General features: G+C 45.7%; 25 protein-coding genes and 2 tRNA genes. 5 read left to right on the top strand and 22 right to left on the bottom strand.

All coding sequences use genetic code 11. The features are described 5' to 3' along the window. Positions 1-775 precede the first annotated feature (775 nt). Positions 776-2,125, top strand: coding sequence for a murein hydrolase activator EnvC family protein (locus SK066_RS08125; protein WP_320544301.1), 1,350 nt, complete (start codon positions 776-778; stop codon positions 2,123-2,125). A gap of 1 nt (position 2,126) precedes the next feature. Further along, entirely contained in the window at positions 2,127-3,338 is a 1,212-nt protein-coding gene (locus SK066_RS08120) for a HupE/UreJ family protein (protein ID WP_320544300.1), read from the top strand. 38 nt (positions 3,339-3,376) lie between these two features. On the opposite strand, the gene SK066_RS08115 is transcribed toward SK066_RS08120, so the two are convergent. The 8 genes from SK066_RS08115 to SK066_RS08080 all read right to left on the bottom strand — a co-directional run bounded on the left by SK066_RS08115 (position 3,377) and on the right by SK066_RS08080 (position 6,800). Beyond that, a complete protein-coding gene (locus SK066_RS08115; protein WP_320544299.1) occupies positions 3,377-3,760 on the bottom strand; it encodes a LytTR family transcriptional regulator DNA-binding domain-containing protein in 384 nt (127 codons plus the stop codon). 19 nt (positions 3,761-3,779) lie between these two features. Continuing rightward, positions 3,780-3,911 (bottom strand): AgrD family cyclic lactone autoinducer peptide, encoded by a 132-nt coding sequence (locus SK066_RS08110; RefSeq protein WP_250343572.1) that lies wholly within the window; start codon positions 3,909-3,911, stop codon positions 3,780-3,782. A gap of 4 nt (positions 3,912-3,915) precedes the next feature. Further along, entirely contained in the window at positions 3,916-4,428 is a 513-nt protein-coding gene (locus SK066_RS08105) for an accessory gene regulator ArgB-like protein (RefSeq protein ID WP_250343573.1), read from the bottom strand. Next, positions 4,421-5,047, bottom strand: a complete 627-nt coding sequence (locus SK066_RS08100) for a hypothetical protein (protein ID WP_320544298.1) — start codon at positions 5,045-5,047, stop codon at positions 4,421-4,423. Before SK066_RS08100 ends, SK066_RS08105 begins: the two co-directional genes overlap by 8 nt. A gap of 233 nt (positions 5,048-5,280) precedes the next feature. Continuing rightward, positions 5,281-5,589 (bottom strand): hypothetical protein, encoded by a 309-nt coding sequence (locus SK066_RS08095; RefSeq protein ID WP_320544830.1) that lies wholly within the window; start codon positions 5,587-5,589, stop codon positions 5,281-5,283. Positions 5,590-5,812: 223 nt separating this feature from the next. Continuing rightward, positions 5,813-6,055: a hypothetical protein gene (locus SK066_RS08090; protein WP_320544297.1), complete on the bottom strand. Its 243-nt coding sequence runs from the start codon at positions 6,053-6,055 to the stop codon at positions 5,813-5,815. A gap of 117 nt (positions 6,056-6,172) precedes the next feature. Next, entirely contained in the window at positions 6,173-6,379 is a 207-nt protein-coding gene (locus SK066_RS08085) for a hypothetical protein (protein ID WP_320544296.1), read from the bottom strand. Positions 6,380-6,728: 349 nt separating this feature from the next. Then, a tRNA-Val gene (locus tag SK066_RS08080) sits at positions 6,729-6,800 on the bottom strand. 261 nt (positions 6,801-7,061) lie between these two features. Between SK066_RS08080 and SK066_RS08075 the strand changes: the two genes are divergently transcribed. Further along, complete coding sequence (locus tag SK066_RS08075) at positions 7,062-7,601, top strand: VanZ family protein (protein ID WP_320544295.1); 540 nt, start codon at positions 7,062-7,064, stop codon at positions 7,599-7,601. 90 nt (positions 7,602-7,691) lie between these two features. On the opposite strand, the gene SK066_RS08070 is transcribed toward SK066_RS08075, so the two are convergent. The 7 genes from SK066_RS08070 to SK066_RS08040 all read right to left on the bottom strand — a co-directional run bounded on the left by SK066_RS08070 (position 7,692) and on the right by SK066_RS08040 (position 15,459). Next, the gene (locus SK066_RS08070; protein WP_320544294.1) at positions 7,692-8,456 is read right to left on the bottom strand and encodes a stalk domain-containing protein; all 765 of its coding nucleotides are present in this window, start codon (positions 8,454-8,456) and stop codon (positions 7,692-7,694) included. A gap of 283 nt (positions 8,457-8,739) precedes the next feature. After that, positions 8,740-9,027, bottom strand: coding sequence for a hypothetical protein (locus tag SK066_RS08065; RefSeq protein WP_320544293.1), 288 nt, complete (start codon positions 9,025-9,027; stop codon positions 8,740-8,742). Between the two features lie 397 nt (positions 9,028-9,424). Continuing rightward, on the bottom strand, positions 9,425-11,305 hold the full coding sequence (locus SK066_RS08060) for an Ig-like domain-containing protein (RefSeq protein ID WP_320544292.1): 1,881 nt from the start codon (positions 11,303-11,305) through the stop codon (positions 9,425-9,427). 218 nt (positions 11,306-11,523) lie between these two features. Further along, positions 11,524-11,940 carry a hypothetical protein gene (locus SK066_RS08055; RefSeq protein ID WP_320544291.1) on the bottom strand — a complete coding sequence of 139 codons (417 nt, stop codon included), beginning with the start codon at positions 11,938-11,940 and terminating at the stop codon, positions 11,524-11,526. 23 nt (positions 11,941-11,963) lie between these two features. Continuing rightward, entirely contained in the window at positions 11,964-12,644 is a 681-nt protein-coding gene (locus SK066_RS08050; protein WP_320544290.1) for a uracil-DNA glycosylase, read from the bottom strand. Between the two features lie 853 nt (positions 12,645-13,497). After that, the gene (locus SK066_RS08045; RefSeq protein ID WP_320544289.1) at positions 13,498-14,601 is read right to left on the bottom strand and encodes a Gfo/Idh/MocA family protein; all 1,104 of its coding nucleotides are present in this window, start codon (positions 14,599-14,601) and stop codon (positions 13,498-13,500) included. Between the two features lie 198 nt (positions 14,602-14,799). Next, positions 14,800-15,459: a ThuA domain-containing protein gene (locus SK066_RS08040; protein WP_320544288.1), complete on the bottom strand. Its 660-nt coding sequence runs from the start codon at positions 15,457-15,459 to the stop codon at positions 14,800-14,802. Positions 15,460-15,675: 216 nt separating this feature from the next. Between SK066_RS08040 and SK066_RS08035 the strand changes: the two genes are divergently transcribed. Next, the gene (locus SK066_RS08035; protein ID WP_320544287.1) at positions 15,676-16,521 is read left to right on the top strand and encodes a helix-turn-helix transcriptional regulator; all 846 of its coding nucleotides are present in this window, start codon (positions 15,676-15,678) and stop codon (positions 16,519-16,521) included. A gap of 141 nt (positions 16,522-16,662) precedes the next feature. On the opposite strand, the gene SK066_RS08030 is transcribed toward SK066_RS08035, so the two are convergent. Further along, the gene (locus SK066_RS08030; protein WP_320544286.1) at positions 16,663-17,520 is read right to left on the bottom strand and encodes a Nif3-like dinuclear metal center hexameric protein; all 858 of its coding nucleotides are present in this window, start codon (positions 17,518-17,520) and stop codon (positions 16,663-16,665) included. Between the two features lie 180 nt (positions 17,521-17,700). Then, on the bottom strand, positions 17,701-20,088 hold the full coding sequence (locus tag SK066_RS08025) for an alpha-glucuronidase family glycosyl hydrolase (RefSeq protein WP_320544285.1): 2,388 nt from the start codon (positions 20,086-20,088) through the stop codon (positions 17,701-17,703). Positions 20,089-20,303: 215 nt separating this feature from the next. On the opposite strand from SK066_RS08025, the gene SK066_RS08020 reads away from it, so the two are divergent. Then, positions 20,304-20,432: a hypothetical protein gene (locus SK066_RS08020; RefSeq protein ID WP_284446249.1), complete on the top strand. Its 129-nt coding sequence runs from the start codon at positions 20,304-20,306 to the stop codon at positions 20,430-20,432. A 131-nt stretch (positions 20,433-20,563) separates the two neighbouring features. On the opposite strand, the gene SK066_RS08015 is transcribed toward SK066_RS08020, so the two are convergent. The 5 genes from SK066_RS08015 to SK066_RS07995 all read right to left on the bottom strand — a co-directional run bounded on the left by SK066_RS08015 (position 20,564) and on the right by SK066_RS07995 (position 26,339). Further along, a tRNA-Leu gene (locus SK066_RS08015) sits at positions 20,564-20,649 on the bottom strand. Between the two features lie 406 nt (positions 20,650-21,055). After that, positions 21,056-22,498 carry a sucrose phosphorylase gene (gene gtfA, locus SK066_RS08010; protein WP_188776457.1) on the bottom strand — a complete coding sequence of 481 codons (1,443 nt, stop codon included), beginning with the start codon at positions 22,496-22,498 and terminating at the stop codon, positions 21,056-21,058. Positions 22,499-22,559: 61 nt separating this feature from the next. Next, complete coding sequence (locus SK066_RS08005) at positions 22,560-24,224, bottom strand: glycoside hydrolase family 13 protein (RefSeq protein WP_407673814.1); 1,665 nt, start codon at positions 24,222-24,224, stop codon at positions 22,560-22,562. A 394-nt stretch (positions 24,225-24,618) separates the two neighbouring features. Beyond that, complete coding sequence (locus SK066_RS08000; protein ID WP_320544283.1) at positions 24,619-25,455, bottom strand: carbohydrate ABC transporter permease; 837 nt, start codon at positions 25,453-25,455, stop codon at positions 24,619-24,621. Beyond that, positions 25,455-26,339 (bottom strand): carbohydrate ABC transporter permease, encoded by an 885-nt coding sequence (locus tag SK066_RS07995; protein ID WP_320544829.1) that lies wholly within the window; start codon positions 26,337-26,339, stop codon positions 25,455-25,457. Before SK066_RS07995 ends, SK066_RS08000 begins: the two co-directional genes overlap by 1 nt. Positions 26,340-26,422 lie beyond the last annotated feature (83 nt).

Raw genomic sequence — 26,422 nt, 5'->3', positions numbered from 1 at the left:
TCCGGTCGGAATACCGATAGCAGTATGATATTTTGCTATGCAAAAATCCTTTTTGTTTCACCTCGTGTTAGGAGATCGCTAACACTGTAATAGTACGATATTTTGCTATGCAAAAATCCTTTTCATTTCACCCCGTGTTAGGAGATCGCTAACACTATAGCAGTACGATATTTTGCTATGCAAAAATCCTTTTTGTTTCACCTCGTGTTAGGAGATCGCTAACACTATAGAAGATTTCATAATTGTATATCACCCTTTTCAGGCGCTGGTTAAACAGATTTTTCATACTTTTTTTACCATTCTCACGATAGAGATGGATGGAGATGGATCAGACCATATTCAGACGATATAGAGATAAATGGATGGTCTACTAGATGCTGTTTTCATCTTATTAAGGAAGAAGATTAACCGCGATTACAGTGTTGTTATGTAACAATTGACATTATTATCGGTGCTGATATATTCTACATAGTAAATGTTACGATTTATTCATTAAATGATTGCAAATTCTTTTATTTTAGCAGGGAACTCGCGGACTGTAGTCGAACATACTTTTTAAACAAATCCAAATCGTATTCTGGTTTACGAGACTCAATCCGTATCCGCCGCTTGCCGATGAATATAATAAATAGTCATGCTGCTGTACCCTTCTTACTTCGAAGCCCTGGTTAGTCAGCAGGGATAATGGATATCATCCATTATGTATACCTCCTGCTTCACCACTTCTTAACGTCCAGATCGGAACGAAATTTGTATACAAAGGATGGGCAATCTATTGAAAACATTCATGTCCTTCGCAGCCGTCTTGCTGCTAGCTAGCAGTTTAACTCAGACAGGGTATGCAGCCAAATCGTCAAATGATATCAAAAAGGAACTGGACGCCGTTGATCAGCAAGCACATGATGCTGCCGTCAAGCAAAAGCAAGCAGAAGCCCAAAAGCAACAATCCCAAAAGCTCAAGGATCGCACACAGGCAGATCTCGGTGTCGTGCTTCAAGCGATCAATGAGGTCAGCAGTCAGCTATCCCGTGTATCGAATGATATTGCTCAGACCGAGGCAGGCTTACGACAGGCCGAAATCGATCTAAAAGCGACCAAGCAGCGCATTCTAGCACGCGAGGGCATGATCGATACACGTGTACGAATGATGTATACCGATGGCATGGTATCCTATCTGGATGTGCTAATGTCGTCGAATAACTTCTCTGACTTTCTCGCACGAGCGGATTCATTGCGGATGATCGTCGAGCAGGATCAGGACATCTTGCAGCAGCAGGAGCAGGATAAGCAGGCAGTTATTATCACACAGAAGCAGCTGAATACCGATTATACACGTGCCAAATCACTGTATGCTGAAAAGGCTCAGCGCAAGCAGGAGCTGAACGCAAAGGAAAACGAAAAGCAAGTGCTTATCGCCAAATATAATGCGCAGATCGAAAATGCCGACGATATCAGTACCGAGCAAGAACAGCAGCTCTGGGCATTAGCCGATCAGCGCGCAACGCTATTCAAAGAAAAAACCGCTGTCGAGGCGCGTGAACGCGAGGAACAGGCACAGGCTGAAGCACGTGCTAGAGCCGCCGAAGAAGCTCGCCGTGCAGCGGCTGCCGCAGCAGCTGCGCGCGTAGCCGCCTCCGCTCCAGCCGATACAAGCGCAAGTGATTCGAATAGCGGTAGTGACAGTGGCACCGATGGTGGCGGCGATTCAAGTGGTAACTACCAGCCGAGTGGTTCCGGTATGATGACGATGCCCGTTGTCGGTGCACGCATCTCTTCCCCATTTGGCTATCGCATCCACCCGATCACAGGCGAGTATAAAATGCACACGGGTATCGATCTCGCCGCAGCTCAGGGCACCCCAATCTATGCCGCAGATGGCGGAACGGTAGTAGTCGCAAGCTGGATGAACGGGTATGGCAATGTCGTTATTATCGATCATGGCAATGGCATTCAGACGCTGTATGCGCATATCCGCGATGGTGGAACGGTCGTATCTGTCGGTCAAAGTGTAGGGCGTGGCGATAAGATTGCCGAGGTTGGCTCGACAGGTAACTCCACAGGACCACACTGTCACTTTGAAGTACGGGTTAACGGTACGCCCGTCGATCCAATGGGGTATCTCTAATATGAATACAATGCTTGAGGCACGATTATCTTATGGCACGAAGAAGGGATTATGGCCGGCGAGAACGTATGCGCTGGCCTTTTTACTGGCATTAGTGATGGGTGGCTGGTCTGTACCCGTCGCATCCGCTCATGCTTATAGTGTCGCATTTACAAGAATTAGCTATGCGAAGGGTCAGATTACGATGCAATATGCACTGGATGATCTATCCGTGCTGGAAGCATTACCTGGTGTGGATGCGAACGGTGACTATTATCTGGATGAGTCGGAAATCCAGACTGGACATGATCGGATCATGCAGTGGATTAGCGCCCACCTACAACTAACCGACAATGATCGCCCGATCGATCTCAACAGCGGACAGCTGGTGCTCAACCGAGAATTACCGGATAAAAATAGCTTTCGCTTCAAGGACAGTATGCATTACGGCGATCTGCTGCTGCCTAACGCCAAGCTCGTTACCCTTACCGTTACATTTCCGGCAACAGGGAACATGGATCAGCTTCAACTACATGATACGTTCCATAGTGTGATTCCGAGCGAATATGCTAATTTTATCAATGTGCTTAACAACGGACAGATACAATCTACCTCTGCTCTATTTCAAGCTCCGTGGACGTTTACGGTGAAAATGAATCACGCAGAAGGAACAAGTGAAGTACAGCAGAGTGGCTGGCTTAATTTTATCTGGCTGGGATCACAGCATATTCTCACCGGGACGGATCATCTTTTATTTCTATTAACATTGCTGGCACTACGCATGCGTATCCGCGATTACGTCAAAATCATTACGTCATTTACCGTAGCGCATAGCCTGACGCTTGCTTTATCTGTGCTGCATATCGTTACACTGCCATCCAAATTCGTTGAATCGATGATCGCCGCCAGTATTATGTATGTCGCACTTGAAAATCTATTTTTCCAGCGTAATGCACGCAATCGCTGGTGGCTCACCTTCCTGTTCGGCTTGATTCATGGGCTTGGCTTTGCCGATCTGCTTGTGGAGATGAATCTGCCTAATCGTCAGCTAGTGCCTGCACTGGTAGGCTTTAATCTCGGTATTGAGCTTACACAGCTCACCCTGCTGTTGATTGCTCTGCCACTGCTTACGCTATGGCATCGCTCACGTGCCTATGGACGCACATTGCCGATTCTGAGCATCATTACAGTCTGTATTGCGGCATTCTGGCTATTTCAGCGACTTACAGCATAACGAATGGACAAACCTGGCATAAACAAAAAGCCTGCCACTCAGGCAGGCGAGGTTATGCTCAGACTCGGATTCATACGATGCAGTTCATCCACCGTATTTAAGAAACGATGATGGGCGATGCTACAGCGTTTGGATTTGCGAGTTGGATACGGCTCAAAAAAAGCTTCCTTGCGCACCAGATTGATCCACACGATATTATCCGCATTGATCAGCGTTCCCCGGTCAACCTCAAGAAAACGATAGCCTTCGTCACGCAAATGTATCTCCAAATGCTTGATCGAGCCATTCATATAATAGGTACCGTCCTGTGCATGGATCACGATCCGATCTTTCCGACGATCATACTCCATGAACCAGACAGCGTTAGCAGCAAGCTGTACCGTCTCCACAGTATGCTTATCTAATTCTCTGATTACCTCCAACAACACGATCACTCCTATATTATTTCTTTAAGAGCTCCTCGGGCGCTTCTGGCGAATAGATGAATGCTGCGCTGGAAACATTGACAAATAATAAGCTTAAAATAGAAAGCAATGTTGCCAACCCTGAATATCCGTTTTTGATCAATCGCATCGTATCACCTCCTTCGAATCAGAGTAACTGATTGAGCCAAGGAGGCGAGTGCAAAAGGAACGGATAACACATATAAATTCGTTGCTACCAGCAAGCAACCCGCTATTTTCAGCAAGGAATAATACTTTTTCGGGATACGGGATTGTTTGTGAATATTAGATGGAGCAAAGATCAAAATGAGTAATATACTCATACATGTAAAAATTATACAATACAAATCCGAAAATGTCACCAGTGAGAGAGCAACAAACAACGAAGAAGACACAACAATACAGCTCACACCGGACTGTAAATGGTATCCACCTGTGAGCTGTCTCAATAATGCGAAAACAATCATAATGATCATAGCGTACTGAAATGTTCCTAATAGCGAGGAAAATAAAATAGTCATCAATACAATGCCAAGCGTATTGATGACTATCTGTAAGGCATACTTTAAAACGGCAATACTTGCGGGATGCTCAGGAATAACCTGCTTGATATGCTCAGCAGTGCGTTGCGCCAAATATTCAATCATAAGCAGCCCGCTCCTTTATAATGGAGTAATAGATAAATATTGCTGCAAGTAATGCCAGGAAGAAGATAATATAGTAAAGATTATTGTAGTACATGAGTAATGAAGCTAAAACGAGAGCAATCACAGTTAAGAAAACAATTGCGATATGCTCAAATCTAAAACTAAATTTTTCAAAATCAGCAATAAATCCGAACTTGAAAAATTGGAGTACGTAACAAATTCCGAATGTAATGACAGATGATAGAATTTGGATAATGGTTCCTGTTCCAGAATATTGCATATCCGGAGTAAAAGAACCAAATAGTGTTAGTATAACGAGTGCCTGGATAACGGTATATACAAACATCCCACAAGCTGCCAGAATTGCCGACCATAGCAGTGAAATGCGTACGATTGTAGCATTAATCAAAATATAAGAAATTGTACTTACTGCTGTCATCATAAATGACAAATCTAGCTCCGTTCGAAGCATATAGCTCATCAAACTCATAATCAATACAATAAATGAAACTGTGCCGATATACTCCAACGGCTTGAGCCGAAATATCGACAGCATCAATGCGAAAATCGCCAAATACTCTATGCTGGAAAAGAATACAAATCTGATGGCTTCTAGCAATTTTCTTCCTCCCGATTCAAAAGCATATATAAATTATACGGTAAATATATCCTTTTTCAACAAAAAAAGCGTTGCTTTAAAAAATTCTTAAACTAACTTATCTAAATTGAATACATAAATAGATTTTTTTGTAAATAGAGCATGATTTTAGCTTAAAAAACAAGCAAAAAAAGGCCTGGAAGCGATCACCATCACACGATGATTACCGTCCAGACCTCTTGTTTATCCGTATCTTAATCTTCAGCGATATCAGCGCGCAGAACGCTCGCCACTTCGATCATTTTCGGAATAACGGCTTCATTGGTGCCAGATACATACAGGTCGCCGCCATAATGACGGAAAGGAATAACCGCTGTGCCTGTATGCCATAAAAAGAAGTCGCCCTCGATCGACATGGTCGCTTCGCCCTTTACTGTAAATACGGATGTATATTCCATATCAGGCTGAGTATCAAAATACGCCTTGCATTCCTCAAGCGTAATCGCTTTTTGCTCATTATCAATTTGCTGGTTGTCTCGTGTAATACGATAACGTTGTGCCATCATGCGCCTCCTCTTGTTTTGCTCATTTCCAAAGCTTTATTATACACAAAGCAAAAAGCGCCTGCCAGCGCAAGCTTGTGTACGAGCAGCGAAAGGAAATCAAGTTGGGTTAGAATGAATACAGAGCACTGTATCCTGTTATTCTTTTGCTTATCTGAATTTTTTGGATCATTTGAATTGCAGGTAGCATCGTTCATGCTAATCTGCTTGCTCCGCTCATGATTTACTTCAACGCGTCAATCGCCGCACAAATGTACGATGGAATGCTGCGTTTATTCTTCTCCTTCATTGTCTCCGTATAAACAATTAATGGTTCGCCATCCAGCAATGGATAGCCATATTCATGCGCACCTCTATATTCCACTACACGCCCTCTAGCATGCAGACATGCCGCTTCATAATCAGCGAGCACATGAAATACGTGCAGCACCGATCGATCAATATAAGCATAGGCTGGTTGGGACATACGCTCGCCTCCTTACAAGTACTCATAAAAACAACGCTAGTAACTCCAAACCGGGATACTTGTAGCTGTATCCATTGATGGTTTGGTGCTAGTAGCGTTGCTTTTGAAAATAGAGACTTAACGATTGGTCAGACGCATTTTGCTTGTATGGTATACATGCGCAGCGACTCTAAACAATATAAACAGCAAAACCGCAAATACAATTACAGACATCGGTACATCACGAAGTGCCAGTATTAAGGTCTGTGCCAGTGTAATCAGCGGAAACAAAATGACGCATACAAAGATCAATGGGAACAGAATAAGCGATAGAATCCGTCTCATGAAGGCGCCTCCTTTCGATTTGAATACGCGGCGATAGGATAATAAATACAGCATTATCCTGCACGTTTAAAGCTAGTTATCATTCATGTATTTAAGATCAGGCCAATGCGTCTGGAGTTGAATTTTATACGATTCATGTTTAATTCGCTGTTTATGTATCTTTTCCTTCTATATGTAAGCAGATAAATTAAATTATTTAGCAATGGTGTACGGAACATATACTTGTAGATACATTAGAATCGAAGCTTGTCCCCAATATGTCCCTTAACGTATATGTTGATTAAATAAGCATCTGTATATAAACAAAAAAGCCCTTGATTTCTCAAGGACTTTTTTCGATAATTTCTGATGACCTGTAGTGGGATCGAACCACTGACCCCTACCCTGTCAAGATAGTGCTCTCCCGCTGAGCTAACAGGTCATATTATAATAACAAAACTTAATATATCAAATCCTGTAAGGTGCGTCAAGTAATAAATAACTCGCTTTTATTGCAGCGACGTAATAGGCGGCTTTTATAAAGCAATCCTCTTCGCTGATCACATGTACCTATTCAATCTTAGCGAAAAGAAGCTGGGATCGCGTTTCAATAAATAATGCTACAATAGCGCAGTAGCCAATATCCGCTTGCTACTTCTATATCATCTAAACCTTTATTACAAAAACCAAAGGATGAACGATTATGTATAGACTTAGAAAAATACGGCTAAAGCATATTTTTATTTTATATCTTATCATCCTATTCGATATCATCTGCTTAAAATTCTTTGGACATGTAGGCGCTATGATTACTACGATCAAAGGTCATTATTATGCCAGGCAAGCTGGGTTTTGGAATGTGAATTTGACTCCTTTTGATGATTTATATACGACCTATCGCTTTTATATACGTGAGGGTGATTATGCAGGCGCTCCTGTCAGAGTGCTGTTTGCGAATATCTATTTATTGATTCCATTAGGCTTTTTATTACCTTTTGTGCGGAGAAATTTTAATTATGTTCAAACGATAGGCATTTGCCTGCTGATTATTACAGGGATAGAAGCATTTCAATTCGTATCGATGCTCGGTATCGCTGATCTCGATGATGTGATGATCAATATGATCGGTTGTCATATTGGATATGCGCTGGCATGTATGTTACAGCTGATTCGGGTCAAGCTGAATTGGGATATACCTTTCTTGCCTGAATTAACTCTGTTCGTCAAAAGAGTTAACCATTAAAAGCGGCAGGGATCGTTCCCTGCCGCTTTTAGCGTCTCATTCAGCTATTACAATTACACCTACTATTCACCAGCACACCCGATCTCGTGCTTACAGCTTACTCACCGAACCAGCCACTGCAACCAGCTGATCCTTTGTCAGCAAACCGTCCAGTGCGCGCAGTGTGAAGTAGTTGCCATCCAGCTCAAATGCTAGCGAAGCTGTCTCTGTTGCTGTAGATGCATAATACGTACCTGCTGCGCCGTTAGCCAGCTGTACCTTGGTACCACCGTTGCCGAAGTCACCGCCGCTATTGTCGCGGGCTGCTGCGGATACGATCATATGCTTGTAGAGCAGGTTGACGCTGTCTGCGCCGTCAGCGGCTGCTACTTTTACGAATTGATCTTGGCTACCGATTTTGGTCGGAGCATATGGGGTTGTAAAGCTTGGTACACCGAAGCCGCTACGCGCTTCTTTCATTTGCTGGATCTGAGCTGCTGTATAAGAAACAGCTTTTACGCTGCTATTCGATGTGTTGCCTGTAGATGTGCTTCCACTGCCAGAAGTCGAGCCTGTGGATGAGCTTCCGTTACCGATCGATACTTTACCCTGAGATGCATTATAGTTGACCGGAACATCCAGTGCATCGGCAAGTGAGCGAACTGGCAGATAGGTGGAACCATTGTATGTGATTGGTGCGAGTTCTGCACCGTTAGCACCTTTTGGTGTATAGGCTTTGCCATCGACTTCAATTTTGATACCGTGATTCATGTACGCTTTGATCGCTTCCAGCTGTGTGCCGGCATATACGCCTGCGGAGCCTGTCATTACCATGCCTACTGTCATTGCTGCTGCTACCCATTTTTTAGTTTTCATTATTAGATCTCCTTTGCGGTGTCATATTCGGCAAGCGATGTGGCTCATCTGCTCACCGTGTGAATCTCTCTTATCTGTAAACAGATTACACCGCAAATGTATCATTCCAGGCTCGCGCTTGTATCCAACTTGTAAACATTTCGAGAAATAAAGACATTCCTATAAAATGCATGCTACTCATTACCTAAAATGCCTTACTTCTAACGCTATGAAGCAATGTCAGCTGATCCATACAACTCCGCAAATGCATGGTATGCTTCTTCACTAATCCATCCCTTCTCAATTAATACTGTGTCCAATAGGAGATACCAGCTGATCCGCTCGTAGCGCGATGACGCGCTGGAAGGCGTTCTCGTCTCTCCCAGCCCTCGATTAGCAAAATGGTATGAGGATTTTCTCTGCGTGCCCACACAATGTATTGTTGGCGCTCTAGCGATAGTAACGTACGAGTTAGGTCTGCCCGATGCTTGCCTGTTATTGCAGTTAGCTCCTGCCATACAGGCATTCGGCGATTTTTGGCAAAAAAGTTAAACAGCACGCGCAATAGCTTCCGTTCGGCATCCTCCAGCATGGCAATCTGCCTCCTTAATGGATGGTACAGTTTGGATTCGACCTGTTTTATTTTGAAAAGAAATACCAGTCATTGTTATGTACATCTCCATATCAATTACAATATTTAAACTAATGGAACATATGTTCCTACAAAGAATATACCAGGTATTGCTTTTTGGCAATAGCATAATCTGGATAAAGTTGCTTTATTGGTCTTTCCTCTAATTCCCATCCACGAAAAAAACCGCCTGCCGCATCCATCTGGATGTTGCAGGCGGTACCTATACAACCTATAGCGAGAATCGCTGTCAGTCACATGGGACACATGTGCTGACTACCGGCAAGCAGTCGATCGGGCAAGCAGTCGATCGTACTGTTTGTCAGACTGAACCGGTAGCTATTCAAAAGGAGTATGATTATTTAGCTGGATCTTTAACCGAAACGCTCAGTGTCGCACGTTTGCCACCATACTCAGCCTTAATGGAGGAGCTGCCTTTGGCTACAGCGTTCACTCGACCAGCAGATACAGTAGCAACCGTTGTTTTCGTGGATGTCCATGCTGCATCCTTTGTTACGTCCACCATATTGCCTGTGTCGTATTCTGCTGTCAGTGTTACGACTGTGGTGGAGCCTGTAGTCAGCTTGAGCGTCTTTTCAGACAGTGTTACTTTTTTGAGCTGTGCGGTTACAGATACTTTCACCGTTGCTGTCAGTCCTTGATACGAACCTGTCAGCGTTGCTGTACCTGGACCTACAGCTTTTACACTTGCACCCTTCACCGTTGCTACAGAAGGATTCGAGGATACCCAGTCCATTTTGCTGGACAGTGTAACTTTTTTGCCATCTGTATACGTACCGACGACTTTGATCGTTTTGCTCTTCTTAATGCCCAGATCTAATGTCTGTGGAGATACATCCAGAGACTGAATTTTGCTTTCCATTTTTACACTTACGCGAACAGAATCATTAAGATACGTGCCTTTCAGTGTGGCAGAACCTTTAACCAGCGCTTTTACATTGCTGCCTTGAACCAGAATCTTATCTGTGCTAGCTGTCCATTTCACATCATCCGTTACATTCACAGTGGTACCGTCTGCAGTGATTGCCGTTACGTTTGGCAGTACAGCGGAAGAGCCCACAACAACACTCAGATTGGTGACAGATGCCGTCAGATTGATCACTTTTGTTTTTACACTAACTGGAATGCTAACCTGCATATTGCCGACTTTACCGACCAGTGTAACATCGCCTGCATCTTCAGCTGTCAGCTTGTTATTGTTAATTGTTGCTACAGAGCTATCGATGCTCCAGTCGATTGCTTTGGACAGATCTACGGTTGTACCATCTACTGCCGTACCTTTTACTTTAGGTACAGCTACCGATTGACCAGTTACAAGCTCAATCGATGTTACACTTGGCTCCAGCTTTTTCATCGTTTTGTACACAGTGACTTTAAAGCTTTTCGCAAAATCTTGATATTGTGCCTTAATTGTAGCTGTTCCTTCTACCCATGGAGTAAGCAGACCGCCAGTAACTGTCGCGTTCATCGCATTGGAAGATGTCCACGTCACATCCGAAGTGACATCCTTGATCGAGCTTGCATCTACGACTTCACCTTTAATTTGCAATGGAGCTTGTCCGATAAACATCACCTGATCTTCTTCAGGTGTCAGGATTAGACCCTGGAACGAAGAACGTACATACAGGGTTGTACTTGCAGTTAAACCTGCATATTTGGCAGTCAGCGCTGTGCTACCTTGAGACAGACCTGTAACCTGTCCTTCTACTACTTTGGCTACCTTACTATCATATGTAGACCATGTAACCGTATCGGTAACGTCTACTGTAGTGCCGTCTGTTTTGGTAGCTGTCGCTGTAAATTCGTAAGGCGTGCCAATCGTTACATTCATAGCTTCTGCTGGAGACAGCGTCAGCTTAGTGTACGGAGAGGTGACCGTTACTTTTTTGGTTGCAGCCAGATCGCCATACTTGGCAGTGATCGTTGCTGTTCCCGCACTTACAGGATCTACGCTTCCTTTATCCACTGTAGCTACAGTAGGTGTACTTGAAGACCATGTTGCTTCATCCGTTACATCTGTCGTGTCGCCATTACCATCTACCGCATACAACGTCAGATCCTTCGTATCATCGTCAAGCGATACTGTCAGTGCATTATCGTCTGAAAACTTCAGCGATACGGCACTTGTATCAGCAGCGAATACTCCGCTTGGAAAAAGCAGTGTACTCATGAGCAGAAGCGACAACATCCATTTTCCTAATTTCACAGTATGTGTCATTCATTTCTCTCCTTGAGTTATAGTTTCGTCTGTGTTCAGTCCTTAAATAATATCGGAGAGAAAGCCAAAAAATTGAAGCTTCTGCTGTAAAAAACCTCGTTTTTTTACCAAAATAAGACTATCGCCCCATATTGGCGACGATAGTCCTCCTTTGCCTTTTGGCTCGCTTCCAACCTATCTTATTGTACTTATTAACATGTGGCTATGTCGTTCATGGCCTAGCAGCCACGGCGCGAGCGAACAACAAATACATGATCCGCCTTCGTAAATATACGCTGATCATCCAGTATGACACGCTCCCGATTATGACGGATCAGTCGAGCGAATGGCTCGATCAGCTGATCTTCCTTCCAGATCATCACCTTGGAGCCGAACAGGATCGCATTATCGAACTGCACAGGTTGCTTCATCACATAACCGACCGAATTCAGCTCCCATGCCGCAGAATTCAAATCCTGTGGCAGCATGTCCAGCTCTTTGATATGCAAAATATCATTCAGCAGGATATGGATGGAGCCGGGTTGCAGGACAAGCCGATTCTTCTCCACATCCCAATGCTGAATGGTGCCGTAGAGCCTGGAATGATATTCATCATCCCGTGTAATAACCACCTTTTTGCCTTCCCACTGTTTCATGATCCCACCTCCACGCCCCATGCTTAATTCAGCTCCGGAATTGTCCAGTCTACTGGCTGCTGACCATGCTCTTGCAAAAATGCATTTGTTCGTGAAAACGGACGGCTACCAAAAAAGCCTTTACGTGCTGCAAATGGACTTGGATGCGCTGAGCGAATAACGAGATGATGCTCCGTATTGATCAGCACCTCCTTCTCTGCTGCATGATTGCCCCACAGCAGAAATACCATCGGTTGCTCGCGTTCATTCAGCAGACGAATGATCATATCGGTAAAACGCTCCCATCCCTTACCGCGATGCGAGGCTGGCTTGCCCTCGCGTACCGTAAGTGCAGTGTTAAGCAGCAATACGCCATGCTTGCCCCAGCTTACAAGCGAGCCATGCGATGGAGTCGGCACGCCCATATCTTCTTTTAATTCTATGTAAATATTACGCAGGGAAGGTGGCACCTTTACTCCGGGCTGCACGGAAAAGCTTAGACCTTCTGCTTGTCCAGCACCATGATATGGGTCCTGTCCCAAAATAACGGCTTTTACTTCATGATATGGCGTTAGACGAAGTGCCTGAAACAGCAGATCACGCGGCGGATAAACGGTATGCTCCTTGTACTCCTCATCCAGCCAGCTCATCAGCTCCTGAAAATACGGCTGTTCCATCTCTTCCTTTAATATATCATCCCAATCGTTTCCAAACATAAGCAACATCCCTTCTTCGTTTCCATCCAGATGATCGATATATGTAGCTGCATAATGCGCTGAGTATCATCTGGTGCTAGTGGTGTGATGCATCAGGCTCCTTTCTGTTATTACCCTCTTTTTATGATAATGTATATTGGGTTTGGTTTCAGCTTTTTTTTGCAGATGGTGGGGGGAGGCACACCGCTCGGGCAAGGAATAAGGGAACGGACTCGGGTGGAGCCGCGGGAATCTACTGGATTAGGAATGAATGTAGATTCCCGCCCCTCCAAAGGAGTCCTTTTCCCTTATTTCCTTGCCCTCGCTCCGTGCGCTTTGCATCATTGCATCTTGCAACATAATTCTGCCTCCAACGGGGAGCAGCAAGTGGTGATGGAGATCACATGTTGTTCAGGATGTATAACTGTGTCGATGATTGGTTTATGGCTGAATTTATTTTGTGATTTGGGGATTTTATGAAATGGAGAATAATGTGTAGTTTATTCTTTAGTGTATTGGCTTTATCGTCTTCAATGTAGCAGTTTGGAATTATAGATTGGTTATTTACTAGGACTATATGTATTTTTTATTTCTTTGAGGAGTGATGTATGGGAAGGAAATGGGGAGTAATATAGGTGAGATTGCATAAAAAACGCTTTGTCTTCTCGAGGGGGATGCTGTGAGAAGGCAAAGCGTTTGGTTATCCTGTCCACACCACAGGACGTGAACTTAGAGGGAACTGTATTTTTTACGCTCTTTCATACGTTGAGGGTGTGCAGGTGGGGAGCTTGAATTGGGCTTATTCACATCCAGCATGTGAATGAGCTTTGGGAAGCTCCTATCTGCGAATTGGGATGCTTGTTTAGCTTACATGCTGATTCTTTTACCTTACCTGCCCTTTGACAAGTCCGGTTGGCAACGAACGGGGTTGCTCGCAGCTTGTTTGCAGGGTCACGTATTGGCCGGAATCGGCGCTGCTATGGAAGGCATCCATAATTTCCAGCACGTGGCTGGTGAGTTCACCGCCTGCGCGTGGGGTGCCGCCGTGCAGGATGCAGTCTGCCATATCGGCAATGCCGATCCCGCGGCTATTTTCTTCATACTGGTGCAGTAACGGAATTTCGCTAAAGGTATCTCCATGTGCTGTACGCAGGCGAATCGGGCCGCCAAATGTATTCGGGTCTGGAACGATCAGCGTGCCCTGTGTTCCATAGATCTCAATACATGGCAATGTGCTGCTCCACACATCGAAGCTGGTAATAAGCGTAGCCACTGCGCCCCCATGGAAACGCACGGTACCAGCGATATGGGTCGGTACTTCGACATCGATCACCTCCCCAAAGCGCGGTTCGCTCGTAATGGTACGCTGTTCAAATGACTTTTTGGTCATACCAGCTACAGTCTGTGCTGGCCCCAGCAAGGAGACGAGTGCGGTGAGGTAATATGGCCCCATATCGTACATTGGGCCGCCGCCCTTTTTATAATAAAACGATGGGTTAGGGTGCCAGCTCTCATGTCCGTGATTGACCATAAAGGCAGTGGCTGCAACAGGTTCGCCGATAAAGCCGTCGTCCATCAGCTTGCGACATGTCTGCAAGCCTGCTCCAAGAAACGTATCCGGCGCTCCGCCTAGCAATACTCCTTTTTCCTTTGCCAGACGTACGAGCTCTCTCCCCTGCTCTGATGAAAGGGAAAGCGGCTTTTCCACGTATACATGCTTGCCTGCTTCCAGCGCCTGACGGCATAATTCAAAATGATCCTTTGGTGTGGTCAGATTGACAACGATTTCGATCTCATCGCTGGTGATAATCTGCTCGGCTGTCCACTGATTCGGAATGCCATATTCGCTTGCCGCTGCCTCCATCTTTTCTGGATTCAGGTCTGCACACGCATACACCTCGGTATTAGCAAAGGTGCGCGTCAGATTCTGCATATAAATGCTGCTAATATTACCGCAGCCGATGATGCCAATTTTTACTTTACGCATAATGAGTTCCGCCTTTCAGGTATAGGTATCCGATGTCGGAGGCTGTGATTCAATTCCGCTTTACAATTGGGTTCGGTTTAGGCTTCAGTAAATGCCTATGTATCCACATCAGCTGTTATGTGGGAGTTATGCGTACTGGCCATAAGCATAAATAGGCTGTAATTATGATCAATCCTTGCATCGCAAATATCGACTGGCTTAACGCGCTGCCCATAGCATGCCACGACGCATGAGTTCTTTTGCCTCTGGAATATCGAAAATATTCGCCTGATGTCCGAGAGAATTGTAGAACACTTTGCCTTCGCCCCAGCGCTTCGTATACACTACAGGCATTACAATCTCGCCATTCGCGGAGTGTGGGCCTTCACTTTTACGAAATGTGGTCGTTGCCAGTACATTGACTACGGGATCAACATGTAAATAATATTGCTCCGAGCTTACCTGAAAATCTGGAATGCCCTCGATCAGCGGACTGGATGAGGTGCGCACCATATTCACTTCATAGTCCACTCCATCATTGAACGGATGCGCGACCCACTGCGATCCGGTCATAAATTGCCAATCGACACTATTACGGAACGAGTCACACATCCCGCCGTGACAGCCTGCCATGCCCACACCGCCTGCAACAGCACGCAGCACTGGCTGTAGCTGTTCATCCTTAATCTCACCCATCGTCCAGATCGGCACGATCAAATTAAGGCTGTTTAGACGTTCTTCATCGAGAAAAGCATCCAGTGTATACGAAATCTCTGCATTAAAGCCTTCCTGGCGCAATACATCTGCGAAAATATCAGCCACTTCCTTCGGTTGGTGTCCATCCCAGCCACCGCTGACGAGCAAAGCTTGTTTTTTCATATAAATACGCTCCCATCTTATTTTGAGATATCTAGCTGCATCATTGCAGGTATAGCCAAATTGTAATGCAAGCGTATACAATTTGCGCGTCAATTTCATTGTCTCAGTGGACATTTTTTGCTAATATCGGATGCAGAACGTTGGATGGGTTCCAAGTGTCTCTTGCTCTATTCCGTCCAGCATTCTCTCTATGCATTCTTAATGAGGTGAATGAATATGCGAGCTTTCCATGAAACGCGTTCCTATAACAAAGGCTGGCCTGTACAAATTGGTACCGTTCATAATATGAGCTTTCTGGCGCACTGGCATCATGATCTGGAATTCATCTATGTACGTCAGGGATCACTGCGTGTCGGCATCAATTCCGAGGTGCAGATGCTACAGGCTGGTGAATTTGCCTTTTGTGGTAGTGGAGATATTCATTATTATGAGCATACTGGCTCGGATTCAGAGCTAATCATGATCATTTTCAATCCACGGCTAATCGGCGCACCTGCGGGATGGCCTACTGAGCAGCGGCAGCATTCTGGCTTTATTTTGCGCTCTGATGCGGCTTCGATAAGCTCTAGTATAGATAATGAACAGATCAGACAGCAGCTTGCAGCGATTATGGAACAGTTGCTGCTGGAGCATGAGCAGCAACAGGCTCATGCGGAGACGGTCATTACCGGACTGCTTCATATGCTGTGCGGTCTATGTCTACGCTGTATGCCAGTACACGGCCCTGCTATTCGTCGCAGAGCAAGCGCTGCTCATCTTACGGTTATGCAGGGCTTGCTCGATTGGCTGGAGCAAAATTGCACGCAGCCGCTCACCTTGCAGGATGGTGCAGATGAGGCAGGGATGAGTGTATTCCACTTTTCTCGATTTTTCAAAAATGTGACCGGGATCGGCTACAATACCTATATCAATGAGCTACGTATTCAGCGCGCCGAGCAGCAAATGGCGATTCGCGAGCGGAAGCTGATCGATATTGCGCTGGACTGTGGATTTGGCAATGTGCGTACCTTTAACCGCGTGTTTCGCCAGCTACGTGGCTGTAGTCCGTCAGAGCGTCGATAGTTAATGGGATGATATTAGTTTAGATGGTATGTGATTCTATCGGTACATCAGACAGCTGTTATTTCCCGGGAAAAGTAGCTGCATGCCTCGTCGCTTGTATAAAGCGTGATCGGAACATTGAAGCTTCGCTATTCCGCGCTACTATATCACGCGAAATACAGGCTCATTTGGAATATATGCAACAGGCAAGCCTTCATATTGCGCTGCAAGTCGAGTCGCCAGCCATTGCATACCCGGCTGCTCACTTTCCGCGTGTCCCAGCATAATCAGACCTTTACTACGTCCCTGTTCGATCGCATCACGTACATATTCGGGTAGCTCCCATTCCGGGCCTTCGCCTGCGATGAGTACGTCTATATCATCGCGTCCTAATAAGGGCAGACCATGCATCGCACCTCCACGATAGCCGACCAGTACAGCGATACGCTGGCAAGTCTGCTCGGATTCACCCGACAAGCGTATATAGGAAACGGCGAGCTGCTGCTTGAGCCACTGGGCTAGCTGTTGGAGCTGTAACGGTTGTTCAAGCTCTACAATAGACCAGACCGCCGTCTCCTCTACTACCTGCTGTCGCCATCCCAATTGACCCAGCAAGCCTTCCATAATCCCATCCGGTCGTTCCAGATGAATGGCATCATGGAGACGAATGATGTGCATACCTGTTTGCTCGATCAGCGTGCGCTTTGCCTGATATACTGGATCGTCATGCAGCCGTTCTCGCTGATCATGATGGCTATAAAATATCCCTTCATGTACTACCAATACGTTTGCACCCTGTGCTGCTGCTTGTTGAATCACTCGCTGACTGGCAGAAAAGGCAGTCACTATTCCCTTTACGATCGTATCGGCTACTCCCGTTTCCAAGCAATCTACAGTTGCGCCTGTTGACTGGCGTTCACTCATCGTATGCTGGTCGGCATGAAATAGATATTCCATCACCTGCTGTACCGTATAGCTGGTTGTTAGAGTATGGCTGTAACGGGAAGGTTCCATCTGCATCGTAGTTTGCTCCTTTCTCTCACTAGGTTACGGACAAGAGCTTCATTTATTATGGTGCAAGATTATGTCACAAGCGCATGATGGAACACGCGCTTGCCTTAGTAATTTTAAATTTTAGTAGTTTATGCATATTAGCGGATTAACAGGGCAGGACGATTCTAGATCGATTGCTCACTCTACTTAATAAATGACCCGACCCTGCACATCTGCAATTCCACTTTTACGATGGAAATAGCTATTAATCACATCTCGCCATTCCTTTGCATGCTCCGCTTGCTCTGCTAATCGTTCTGCTACCTGAGCATACAAGCCTGGAGCCATCCGTCCCTCCAGCGTCTGCCAGCGTGCGATCAATTCCGCTGCCTGCTCCGCTCCCTGAAAATGGGTATCATAAATATGCTGGATCACCGTCTTCCCCGAATGAAGCACATGCATATATGGCACATGATGGAAAAAGAGTAACAGTTCATCCGGACAGCTCTCCAGCGAATCATAACGATCTCGATTGACTGGCGCATATTGAGCGGTATAGCCCGTTCCTGTCGCTATTGTACGATCGACACCAATCCCCGCATGATCGGCATAATGGTACGTGCCCCACGGCGAATATTCATAGCCATCCACATTCGGCCCATAATGATGATTCGGATTCACCATCCAGCCGATGCCAAGCGGTGATGTATAATTTTCATAAATAGATAGGGAATCAAGCAGCATCGTCGTAATCGTCTCAACCACTTCGGTATCCATTCCAAATACAAGTGTCGCCCACTCGCGCGCAATTGTCTCTGCACGGGTATCTGGCTCCCATGCCAGTCGTCCCAATCCATACCAGTTCGCCTGCGCTAATAAATGGCCCGTCCAGTTTCCATCTGCACCGACATTCCCGACTGCTGCGATCCCATTCCATTCACGTTGCCAGATCGAGCCGCTGGCAATCTGTTTTACTGGAGCAAAGCGATCATTTACCGCCGTATCAAAATCGAGAATCTCCTTCCACTGTGGCACCAGATAGCATACATGGCGCTGTTGTCCGGTATATTCCTGCGTGATCTGGAATTCTAGTAGCTGATGCGTCTGCTGCATCGCTCCAAATAGCGGCGATACCGGCTCACGTACTTGAAAATCAAGCGGCCCATTTTTGATCTGTAGCATCACATTATCGGCAAACTTGCCGTCAAGCGGCTGAAAATGATCATATGCCGCACGCGCTCGATCTGTCGTCCGATCACGCCAATCCTGCTTGCAGTTATATACAAAGCAGCGCCAGATCACCTGTCCACCATGGGGCTCCAGTGCCGCCGCCAGCATATTCGCGCCATCTGCATGATCTCGTTCATACGTAAACGGCCCCGGACGATTCTCCGAATCCGCCTTCACGAGAAATCCACCAAAATCAGGCACATAACGATACACATTCGCTGCCGCTTCCTGCCACCAGCGCTGCACCGCTTCATCCAGCGGATCGGCTGTAGATAGCCCTCCTGCCTCCATTGGAGCGGCAAAGTTGACGCTCAAATACAAACGAATCGCATACTTGCGCAATATATTCGCAATCTCAGCTACATCTGGCAAAAAGGCGTCGGTAATGAATAGCGTCTCTGTCGCATGTACATTGACATTATTGATCGACAACGCATTAAAGCCAGCCGAAGCGAGCAGACGCGCATAATCATGCAGTCTATCCCAATCGCGAGTAAAAGCGTTATTTTCATATAAAAAAGATTGTCCTGCATATCCACGTTCAATACTACCGTCTGCATTATCCCAATGGTCGATCATACGTAGACGATTAGCTGGACGACTGATCGCTGTAAGCTGATCTAGCGGCTGTCCGGTGCCCATATGACGAAGTAGATGGAACGCACCGTAAAGCACACCTGCTGTAGAAGGTGCGAGAATGATTATCCTTGTTCCATTGCTGGTCGTGTTGCTGGTGGAACTTAATTTACTGGAGGTACTATTACTGTCATTACTCCTAGTATTATTACTATTTGAATTCGATGTTAATGCAGCAGTCATAGAATGGGGATGAATACCATTACTATTCGTGATACCATCAGTGTCAGCTGGCAATGCGCGCAGAACATAGCTTTCCTGACCCTGTGCCATACATTGCTGTACATCATCATAGGCTTGTGGATACATAGAAGTTAACCACTCTGGAAGCTCGTATGTGTTAGGAGCGTCGGCTGGTGTGACAATGGTATGTAGTGGAATAAGCCAGATTCCTGTCTCCTGCCTATGGGAGTGGGATGGCTCGTGGTTGAATTCACTACTTGTGCATTGGACAGTTTGTCCTAGCATGGAGCTGATGCCGCGAGCTAGCTCCTGTGCGGCAGTTTGTATAACAGGATGCTGCTGCTCGGCGGCTACATGAATGTGACGACAGCAAGCTGCCCAGTCTTCTGCACTCGCTGTAGCTGGGAAGGTCTGGAGAGGTATGTAGGAAAGCCAGGCATCGTAGCCAGTTTCGTAGCGTTGTAGGTCACGTTCGGTATGAATCGTTTGAGATGAATGAGATGGATGCGGCACAGTATCTGAGGGAGAGTTAGTTTGATTTTGCATGATCGTCCTCCTGTGGTATAGTCTGGTCTATTTATCGTACCATTATTGGAGGCGCTTACAATTTATAGATTATAGGTTGTTACCCCTCATTTTTTAGGTGAAATACTTTATTTCCTCTAACAATAAAAAGAAATATTATTATTAAATTACATTTAATTCCTTTTCACAAATTTATTTGTTATACTATCGTAAATCTATCGAAAGAGGTGATACATATGAAGAAATTCATTACTGTTCTAGGATTGAGTGCTATTCTAGCTTTATCGATCGGTGCAATTGCTTCAGCCGCAGAACCTGCTGGTTGTTCTAGTCAATCCAATGCTTTTTGTTGGATGGATTTATAAAGTTCGTCCCCAATTCGTCCCCAACTATGAGAAATAAGCCTAATGAGCCTTCCTGCTGCTCAAGCTTGTATTCATTTTGAGAAAACAAAAAAGCCCTTGTATTCACAAGGGCTTTTCCATGTTAACCTATATGCCGAGGACGGGGGTCGAACCCGTACGGTAGTCACCTACCGCAGGATTTTAAGTCCTGTGCGTCTGCCAATTCCGCCACCCCGGCATGATGTAAAGTGCGATGCTGTCACAGATGTTGCCTTAGTTACCACGATATACTATGTATGCTTGCATTCGATGATATCTGCTGTGATTGCCGAACACCAATATATCATATAACGAATTCAGCAACTTGTAAAGCAATTTTTTTTAATCTATTTACCCATTACCAGCTAACTGTTGATAAACCGCATAAACTGCTGATTTATATTCCATAGAAAAGCAAAAAGGAGCGCCAATTCGCGCTCCTTTTCTGTGTTTATCTGCATATCGTATCTCCGTGCTGAATCAGAACCTCAACCAGATGTTCTTTCCAATCTAACTGCGTTCTCTTTTATAGGCGTATTTCGTTCATTTTTTTCATTTCGTACATTTAATCTAATACATGTCCAGATTGCTTCAAGCTATCCTTTTTAAAAAACCGTACTCCACGCTGCTCCATCCTGCGTCTCACTAATCGTAAACTCATGCGTTTTCAGATTAGCTTCCAGACGTGCAGCCGTACCGCCATTCGTCCACGTGATATGCAACAGATGATCGCCAGCTTCCTCCACCGCAATCTCTCCGTCAAATGCCGCACTCGTATTACGGAAGCGCAGCAGATCGAACAGCTTCTGGACTACCGGACGTTGTACTTCCTGTGCCACTTCTTCCTTACTATAATAATGACGGTTAATATTACGCCCTTCCTTCGTGCGCTCCAGCAGGTCGATATCATTCTCACCAGCTAACAGACCAACATAGTAAATTTGCGGAATCCCTGGTGCGAAGCACTGGATCGCGCGCGCTAGCAGATATGCCTGATCATTGTTACCAAGTGCAGAATAGTACGTACAGTTAATCTGATAAATATCCAGATTGTTGTACGCTTCGCTGCTGTAGATTTTCTTCACATTCGCGCCTTTGCTGTACAGGCTTTCGCGTGTCATTTCAGCTTCCTCGTCGGTCATCAGGTCTTTAACGTCAACTACGCCAATACCGTCATGCGTATCCAACGTGGTGAACTGCTTACGTGGACAGATATTCAACCAGTGTGCAAGGCGATTCGTCTGACCACTATACAGCGCGTGCAGGACGAGCATTGGTAGCGCAAAGTCATAAACATAATAGCCCTGCTCTGCAATTTTGAGCTGAATGCTGTAGTGCTCGTGAATTTCTGGCAGCACTTCAACACCTTTAGCTTCGGTCAGATCAGCAGCGTACTTGAGCATCTCCCAGATATCTGGCTCGACGAAGAAGCAGTTCGTACCGATTTTTTTGTTGGCATAGGCGAATGCGTCCAGACGAATAACAGATGCCCCCTGCTCCGCCAGGAAATTCAAGTTGTCCCGAATGAAGCGACGCGTCGTCTCTGTCGTTACATCCAGATCAATCTGCTGCTCGTCAAAGGTACACCACACTTTTTCCTTTGTGCCATCCTTGAACGTCACCTCAACATACGGAGCGCGCGGCTTACGCTTATAGATCAGATCAACGTCGGCATCGGTTGGCTCGCCACCCGGCCAGAAATCCTTATAACGGATGAACAGGTCTGCATATTCGGACTCGTCCTTCTTTTCCAAAAAGTCTTGAAAATACTCCGATTGCTGTGAAATATGATTAATCATGAAGTCGTACATCATGTAAAATTTTTGGCTGATCCGGCGAACGTCCTCCCAGCTCCCTAGCTCTGGATCCACCTTCGTATAATCCATTGGTGCAAAGCCGCGATCGCCGGAGGAAGGATAGAATGGCAGCAAATGCACACCACTGATTACACCCTCCAGATGCTGATCCAGAATATCTGCCAGCTCGCCCATATGACTGCCCAGGCTGTCGGCATACGTAATGAGCATTGCCTTGTTTTGAATAGACATCGACATGTACGGATTCCCCTTTTTCATGGTCTTGGTACTACACGCTCATTGCAAAATAAGGTCAATTGGCTTGAAGTGTACGATAGATCACAGCTTCAAATGGACGAAGTGTACCGCTTTCATGATCATCCATATTGCCAAGCATCCGTTCGCAACCAATCATCTCAGGCAGCGAAATAGTGCTCTCTGTAAAGTTACACCACACTGCCCAAAATTCCTGCTTGTATATACGCGTATAAGCACCAATTTGTTCAGAATCGGTATGAATTGCCGTATAATCTCCATAAATAAGCGCAGGATGCTGCTTACGCAGGTTAACTAGCTGACGATAGAAATGAAATACCGACTTGTCGTCTTCTAGCTGGGATGCGACATTAATATCGGTATAGTTAGGATTCACCTGTAGCCACGGCTGTCCGATCGTAAAGCCTGCATTTGCAGAGCTATCCCACTGCATCGGCATTCGCCCCTGATCACGGCTACGCTTGTACAGATAATCGAGCAGTTCCTGCTTGGAGCGTCCGCACTCGATCTGCTCATTGTACAGATTGATACTGTCCACATCGCGATAATCCTCAATAGATGTAAAATAATGATTCGTCATACCCAGCTCCTGCCCCTGATAAATGAACGGTGTGCCGCGCATAAGAAAGTAATACGCTGCAAGCATTTTGGCAGACCGCTCACGATAGGTCGTATCATTGGCAAATTTGGATACAGAGCGCACATGATCATGATTTTCCATATACAGGGCCATCCAGCTTCGCTTCGCTGTAGCCGTCTGCCAGTCAGACAGCGCCTGCTTGAAGCGACTGAGCTTCCATGGAGTATAGGTCGCACGCTCGTACATTGACCGATCCAGATCGACATGATCAAAATGGAAAATCATATTGAATGCACCATGCTCTTCATCCACATAATGCTCCATATCGGCAACGGGTACACCTGGTGCTTCGGCGACAGTCAATGCGCCATGAGGCAACAACGCCTCCCGTTTCATTTCCTGCAAAAAATCAGTAATGCCTGGACGGTTCAGACAGACTGAACCAACCGGAACTGTCTCCTGATCGGCATCATACGATGAGGATAAAAGATGCTGATCCTTCTTAATAACTGTGATCGCGTCAACGCGGAATCCGGCAATTCCGAGATCAAGCCACCATTTCATCATGTCATACAATGCGTGACGAACGTCTGGATTTTCCCAGTTCAGGTCTGGCTGCTTGCGAGAGAAACAGTGAAGATAGTATTCGCCTGTTGCCTCATCGTACTGCCATGCAGAACCACCAAAAAAAGATGTCCAGTTATTCGGTGGCTGTCCATCTTCGCCCGGTCGCCAGATATACCAGTCACGCTTATCATTATCGAGAGAACTTCGCGATTCTACGAACCAGGCGTGCTCATCTGACGTATGATTCGCTACTAGATCCATAATAATACGAATGCCATATGCGGCTGCACGCTTGATCAGCTCGCGCATATCATCCATTGTGCCGAATTCTTCATGAATTCGATAATAATCGCGGATATCATAGCCATTATCATCATTGGGTGAATCATATACCGGACAGATCCAGATCACATCGATACCCAGTGCATGAATATAATCGAGCCGCTCCATAATACCGCGCAGATCGCCTATGCCATCGCCATTCGTATCCTGAAAGCTACGCGGATAAATCTGGTAAATGACACTTTCCTTCCACCAACCGGGACGTATGTCCATAGCAATTGATTCAGAATCGGTTCCAGTTTTGATAGTGGATGATACTATTTTCTTTGTTGCCGAGCCAGTATTTTTTATAATAGATTCGTTCATTTCACTTGTACCGTGCATAGTATGAGCAGCTTGAGCGGCTGCGCTGCTATCTTCGATGTGTGCAATATGCTTTGCATTTCCTTGCTGATCCGTTGAATGCAGTTGGTTCTGCTTATTCATAGCTATCCAGCTCCTATCTATATACAGAATTTCGATTGTTCTGTCTGAGGTCATATCTGCTCAGGTGAATATGAAGCTCGCATATGGAAATAACGATCACGTATCCCCTCTACCTGATTCGCAGCATCGATACAAGCAGCGGCTCCATAGCCCTTCTTTGTCTTCTACTATTGGATAGACTTTACTTGATCGCACCCTGACTTACACCGCGAATAATATAACGTTGCCCGAACAGGTACGCGATTAGAATTGGCAAAATGGTCAGTAGCAGTGCAGGAATAAGCAGCTCCCAGTTGTTCATATACGTTCCATTGAATGCCTTCATTTTGATAGGCATCGTAAAATAACGCTCATCCGTCAATACGAGCGACGGCAACAAGTAGTCGTTCCATATCCAGAGCACATTCAAAATACCGATCGTTGCAGATATCGGAGACAACATCGGCAATACAATTTTGAAAAAGGTTTGCGGACGCGTACAGCCGTCCAGCAACGATGCCTCCTCCAGCTCGTAAGGGATTGACTTTACAAAACCGTGATACATGAATACAGATAATGCGCCACCGAAGCCGATATACAATACAATCAAAAAGCCAAGCGGCGATACATCAATCCAGTGCAGCTTCGCACCATAGATGTAAATAAGGGGAATCATAATCGATTGAAAGGGAATAATCATCGACGCGACCATAAGTGCAAACAATCCATTGTTGAATCGACCACCACGCCGTACCATATAATATGCCGTCATAGCTGCCAGCAGGCCGATACAAATGACCGAGCCGACGGTCACGATTACCGTATTGCTAAACGAAGAGAAAAAGTTCATTTTCTCAATTACTTCTGCAAAATTTGTCAGACTCAACCGCGTTGGCAGTGCAAATGGACTTTCCAAAATTTCGCCATTGCTTTTAAACGAGTTAATAATAATCAGCATGAATGGAAATACAAATAGAATGAAAAAGATGACGAGCAGCGCATAGATGAGTGGTAACGCTATTTTTTTGTTCACGATCATTATGCCGACACCTCAAGTCTTTTGCTAAAATACACCTGCAAGCCGGTAATTACTGCTACAATGACGAACAATACAAACGCTTCCGCCTGTCCAACACCATAATTGTTTTCATTAAATGCCTTTTGTACGACCTGCATCGATACCATCGTCGTACTTCCATAAGGCCCGCCCGCAGTAAGCGAGTAGTTCAGATCATATACCATAAATGCATTTTTCAAGGTCAGGAATACAGTGACGACGAATGAAGGCACCATGAGCGGAAGTGTTACCGCACGCAGACGCTGCCAGCCGTTCGCTCCATCAATCGTTGCTGCCTCCAGAACATCTTTGGGCACATTGACCAGTCCTGCTACGAAAATAATCATCATATAGCCGGCAGATTGCCAGATCGATACAAGCACGATTGCCCAAAACGCCATTGTCTCATCACCTAGCCAGCCAAGACGCAACGATTCGATTCCAAGTTTATCCCCCAGCGCAGGCAAGGTTTGAACGAAGATGAACTGCCAGATATAGCCAAGCACCAGACCACCGATCAGATTCGGTGTAAACAGCGCAGTACGGAAAAAGTTTTGTAGTCGTACTCCTGAAGTCACGAGAAAGGCAAGCAGGAACCCTAGCATATTAATCAAGATCACAGTCGCGAGCACAAACTTCACGGTCAGCCATAACGCATCCCAGAAGCGTTCATCTTGAAAGGCTTCACGGTAATTGCTCAGTCCGGCAAATTGCAACGGATCGATTGGAGAGGATACCGTATTAAAGGTCATATACAGTCCATACGCAAACGGCACAAGCACCGCCAGCGCAAAAAAGAAAATGGTCGGGCCAGTAAAGAAGAATTGCATCAACCAGCGCCGGACTGGATTCTTATCTAACATCATCATACCTACCACCTGTCTATAAACGGTTTGAATTCAGAAATACCCATATTAAAGATGAAACTTGCATGCTGCTGTGTTGACAA

This window comes from Paenibacillus hunanensis (assembly GCF_034055775.1).
GTDB lineage: Bacteria > Bacillota > Bacilli > Paenibacillales > Paenibacillaceae > Saccharibacillus > Saccharibacillus hunanensis.
The sequence above is the reverse complement of the archived record's forward strand: the minus strand, read 5'-3'. Positions and strand labels throughout refer to the sequence as shown.

Excerpts from the sequence above, each read along its gene's own strand:
- SK066_RS08120 (WP_320544300.1), top strand. The coding sequence starts at position 2,127 with ATGAATACAATGCTTGAGGCACGATTATCTTATGGCACGAAGAAGGGA.
- SK066_RS08110 (WP_250343572.1), bottom strand. The coding sequence starts at position 3,911 with ATGCGATTGATCAAAAACGGATATTCAGGGTTGGCAACATTGCTTTCT.
- SK066_RS08105 (WP_250343573.1), bottom strand. The coding sequence starts at position 4,428 with ATGATTGAATATTTGGCGCAACGCACTGCTGAGCATATCAAGCAGGTT.
- SK066_RS08095 (WP_320544830.1), bottom strand. The coding sequence starts at position 5,589 with ATGGCACAACGTTATCGTATTACACGAGACAACCAGCAAATTGATAAT.
- SK066_RS08090 (WP_320544297.1), bottom strand. The coding sequence starts at position 6,055 with ATGTCCCAACCAGCCTATGCTTATATTGATCGATCGGTGCTGCACGTA.
- SK066_RS08085 (WP_320544296.1), bottom strand. The coding sequence starts at position 6,379 with ATGAGACGGATTCTATCGCTTATTCTGTTCCCATTGATCTTTGTATGC.
- SK066_RS08075 (WP_320544295.1), top strand. The coding sequence starts at position 7,062 with ATGTATAGACTTAGAAAAATACGGCTAAAGCATATTTTTATTTTATAT.
- SK066_RS08070 (WP_320544294.1), bottom strand. The coding sequence starts at position 8,456 with ATGAAAACTAAAAAATGGGTAGCAGCAGCAATGACAGTAGGCATGGTA.
- SK066_RS08065 (WP_320544293.1), bottom strand. The coding sequence starts at position 9,027 with ATGCTGGAGGATGCCGAACGGAAGCTATTGCGCGTGCTGTTTAACTTT.
- SK066_RS08060 (WP_320544292.1), bottom strand. The coding sequence starts at position 11,305 with ATGACACATACTGTGAAATTAGGAAAATGGATGTTGTCGCTTCTGCTC.
- SK066_RS08055 (WP_320544291.1), bottom strand. The coding sequence starts at position 11,940 with ATGAAACAGTGGGAAGGCAAAAAGGTGGTTATTACACGGGATGATGAA.
- SK066_RS08050 (WP_320544290.1), bottom strand. The coding sequence starts at position 12,644 with ATGTTGCTTATGTTTGGAAACGATTGGGATGATATATTAAAGGAAGAG.
- SK066_RS08045 (WP_320544289.1), bottom strand. The coding sequence starts at position 14,601 with ATGCGTAAAGTAAAAATTGGCATCATCGGCTGCGGTAATATTAGCAGC.
- SK066_RS08040 (WP_320544288.1), bottom strand. The coding sequence starts at position 15,459 with ATGAAAAAACAAGCTTTGCTCGTCAGCGGTGGCTGGGATGGACACCAA.
- SK066_RS08035 (WP_320544287.1), top strand. The coding sequence starts at position 15,676 with ATGCGAGCTTTCCATGAAACGCGTTCCTATAACAAAGGCTGGCCTGTA.
- SK066_RS08030 (WP_320544286.1), bottom strand. The coding sequence starts at position 17,520 with ATGCAGATGGAACCTTCCCGTTACAGCCATACTCTAACAACCAGCTAT.
- SK066_RS08025 (WP_320544285.1), bottom strand. The coding sequence starts at position 20,088 with ATGCAAAATCAAACTAACTCTCCCTCAGATACTGTGCCGCATCCATCT.
- SK066_RS08020 (WP_284446249.1), top strand. The coding sequence starts at position 20,304 with ATGAAGAAATTCATTACTGTTCTAGGATTGAGTGCTATTCTAGCTTTA.
- gtfA (WP_188776457.1), bottom strand. The coding sequence starts at position 22,498 with ATGTCTATTCAAAACAAGGCAATGCTCATTACGTATGCCGACAGCCTG.
- SK066_RS08005 (WP_407673814.1), bottom strand. The coding sequence starts at position 24,224 with ATGGACATACGTCCCGGTTGGTGGAAGGAAAGTGTCATTTACCAGATT.
- SK066_RS08000 (WP_320544283.1), bottom strand. The coding sequence starts at position 25,455 with ATGATCGTGAACAAAAAAATAGCGTTACCACTCATCTATGCGCTGCTC.
- SK066_RS07995 (WP_320544829.1), bottom strand. The coding sequence starts at position 26,339 with ATGATGTTAGATAAGAATCCAGTCCGGCGCTGGTTGATGCAATTCTTC.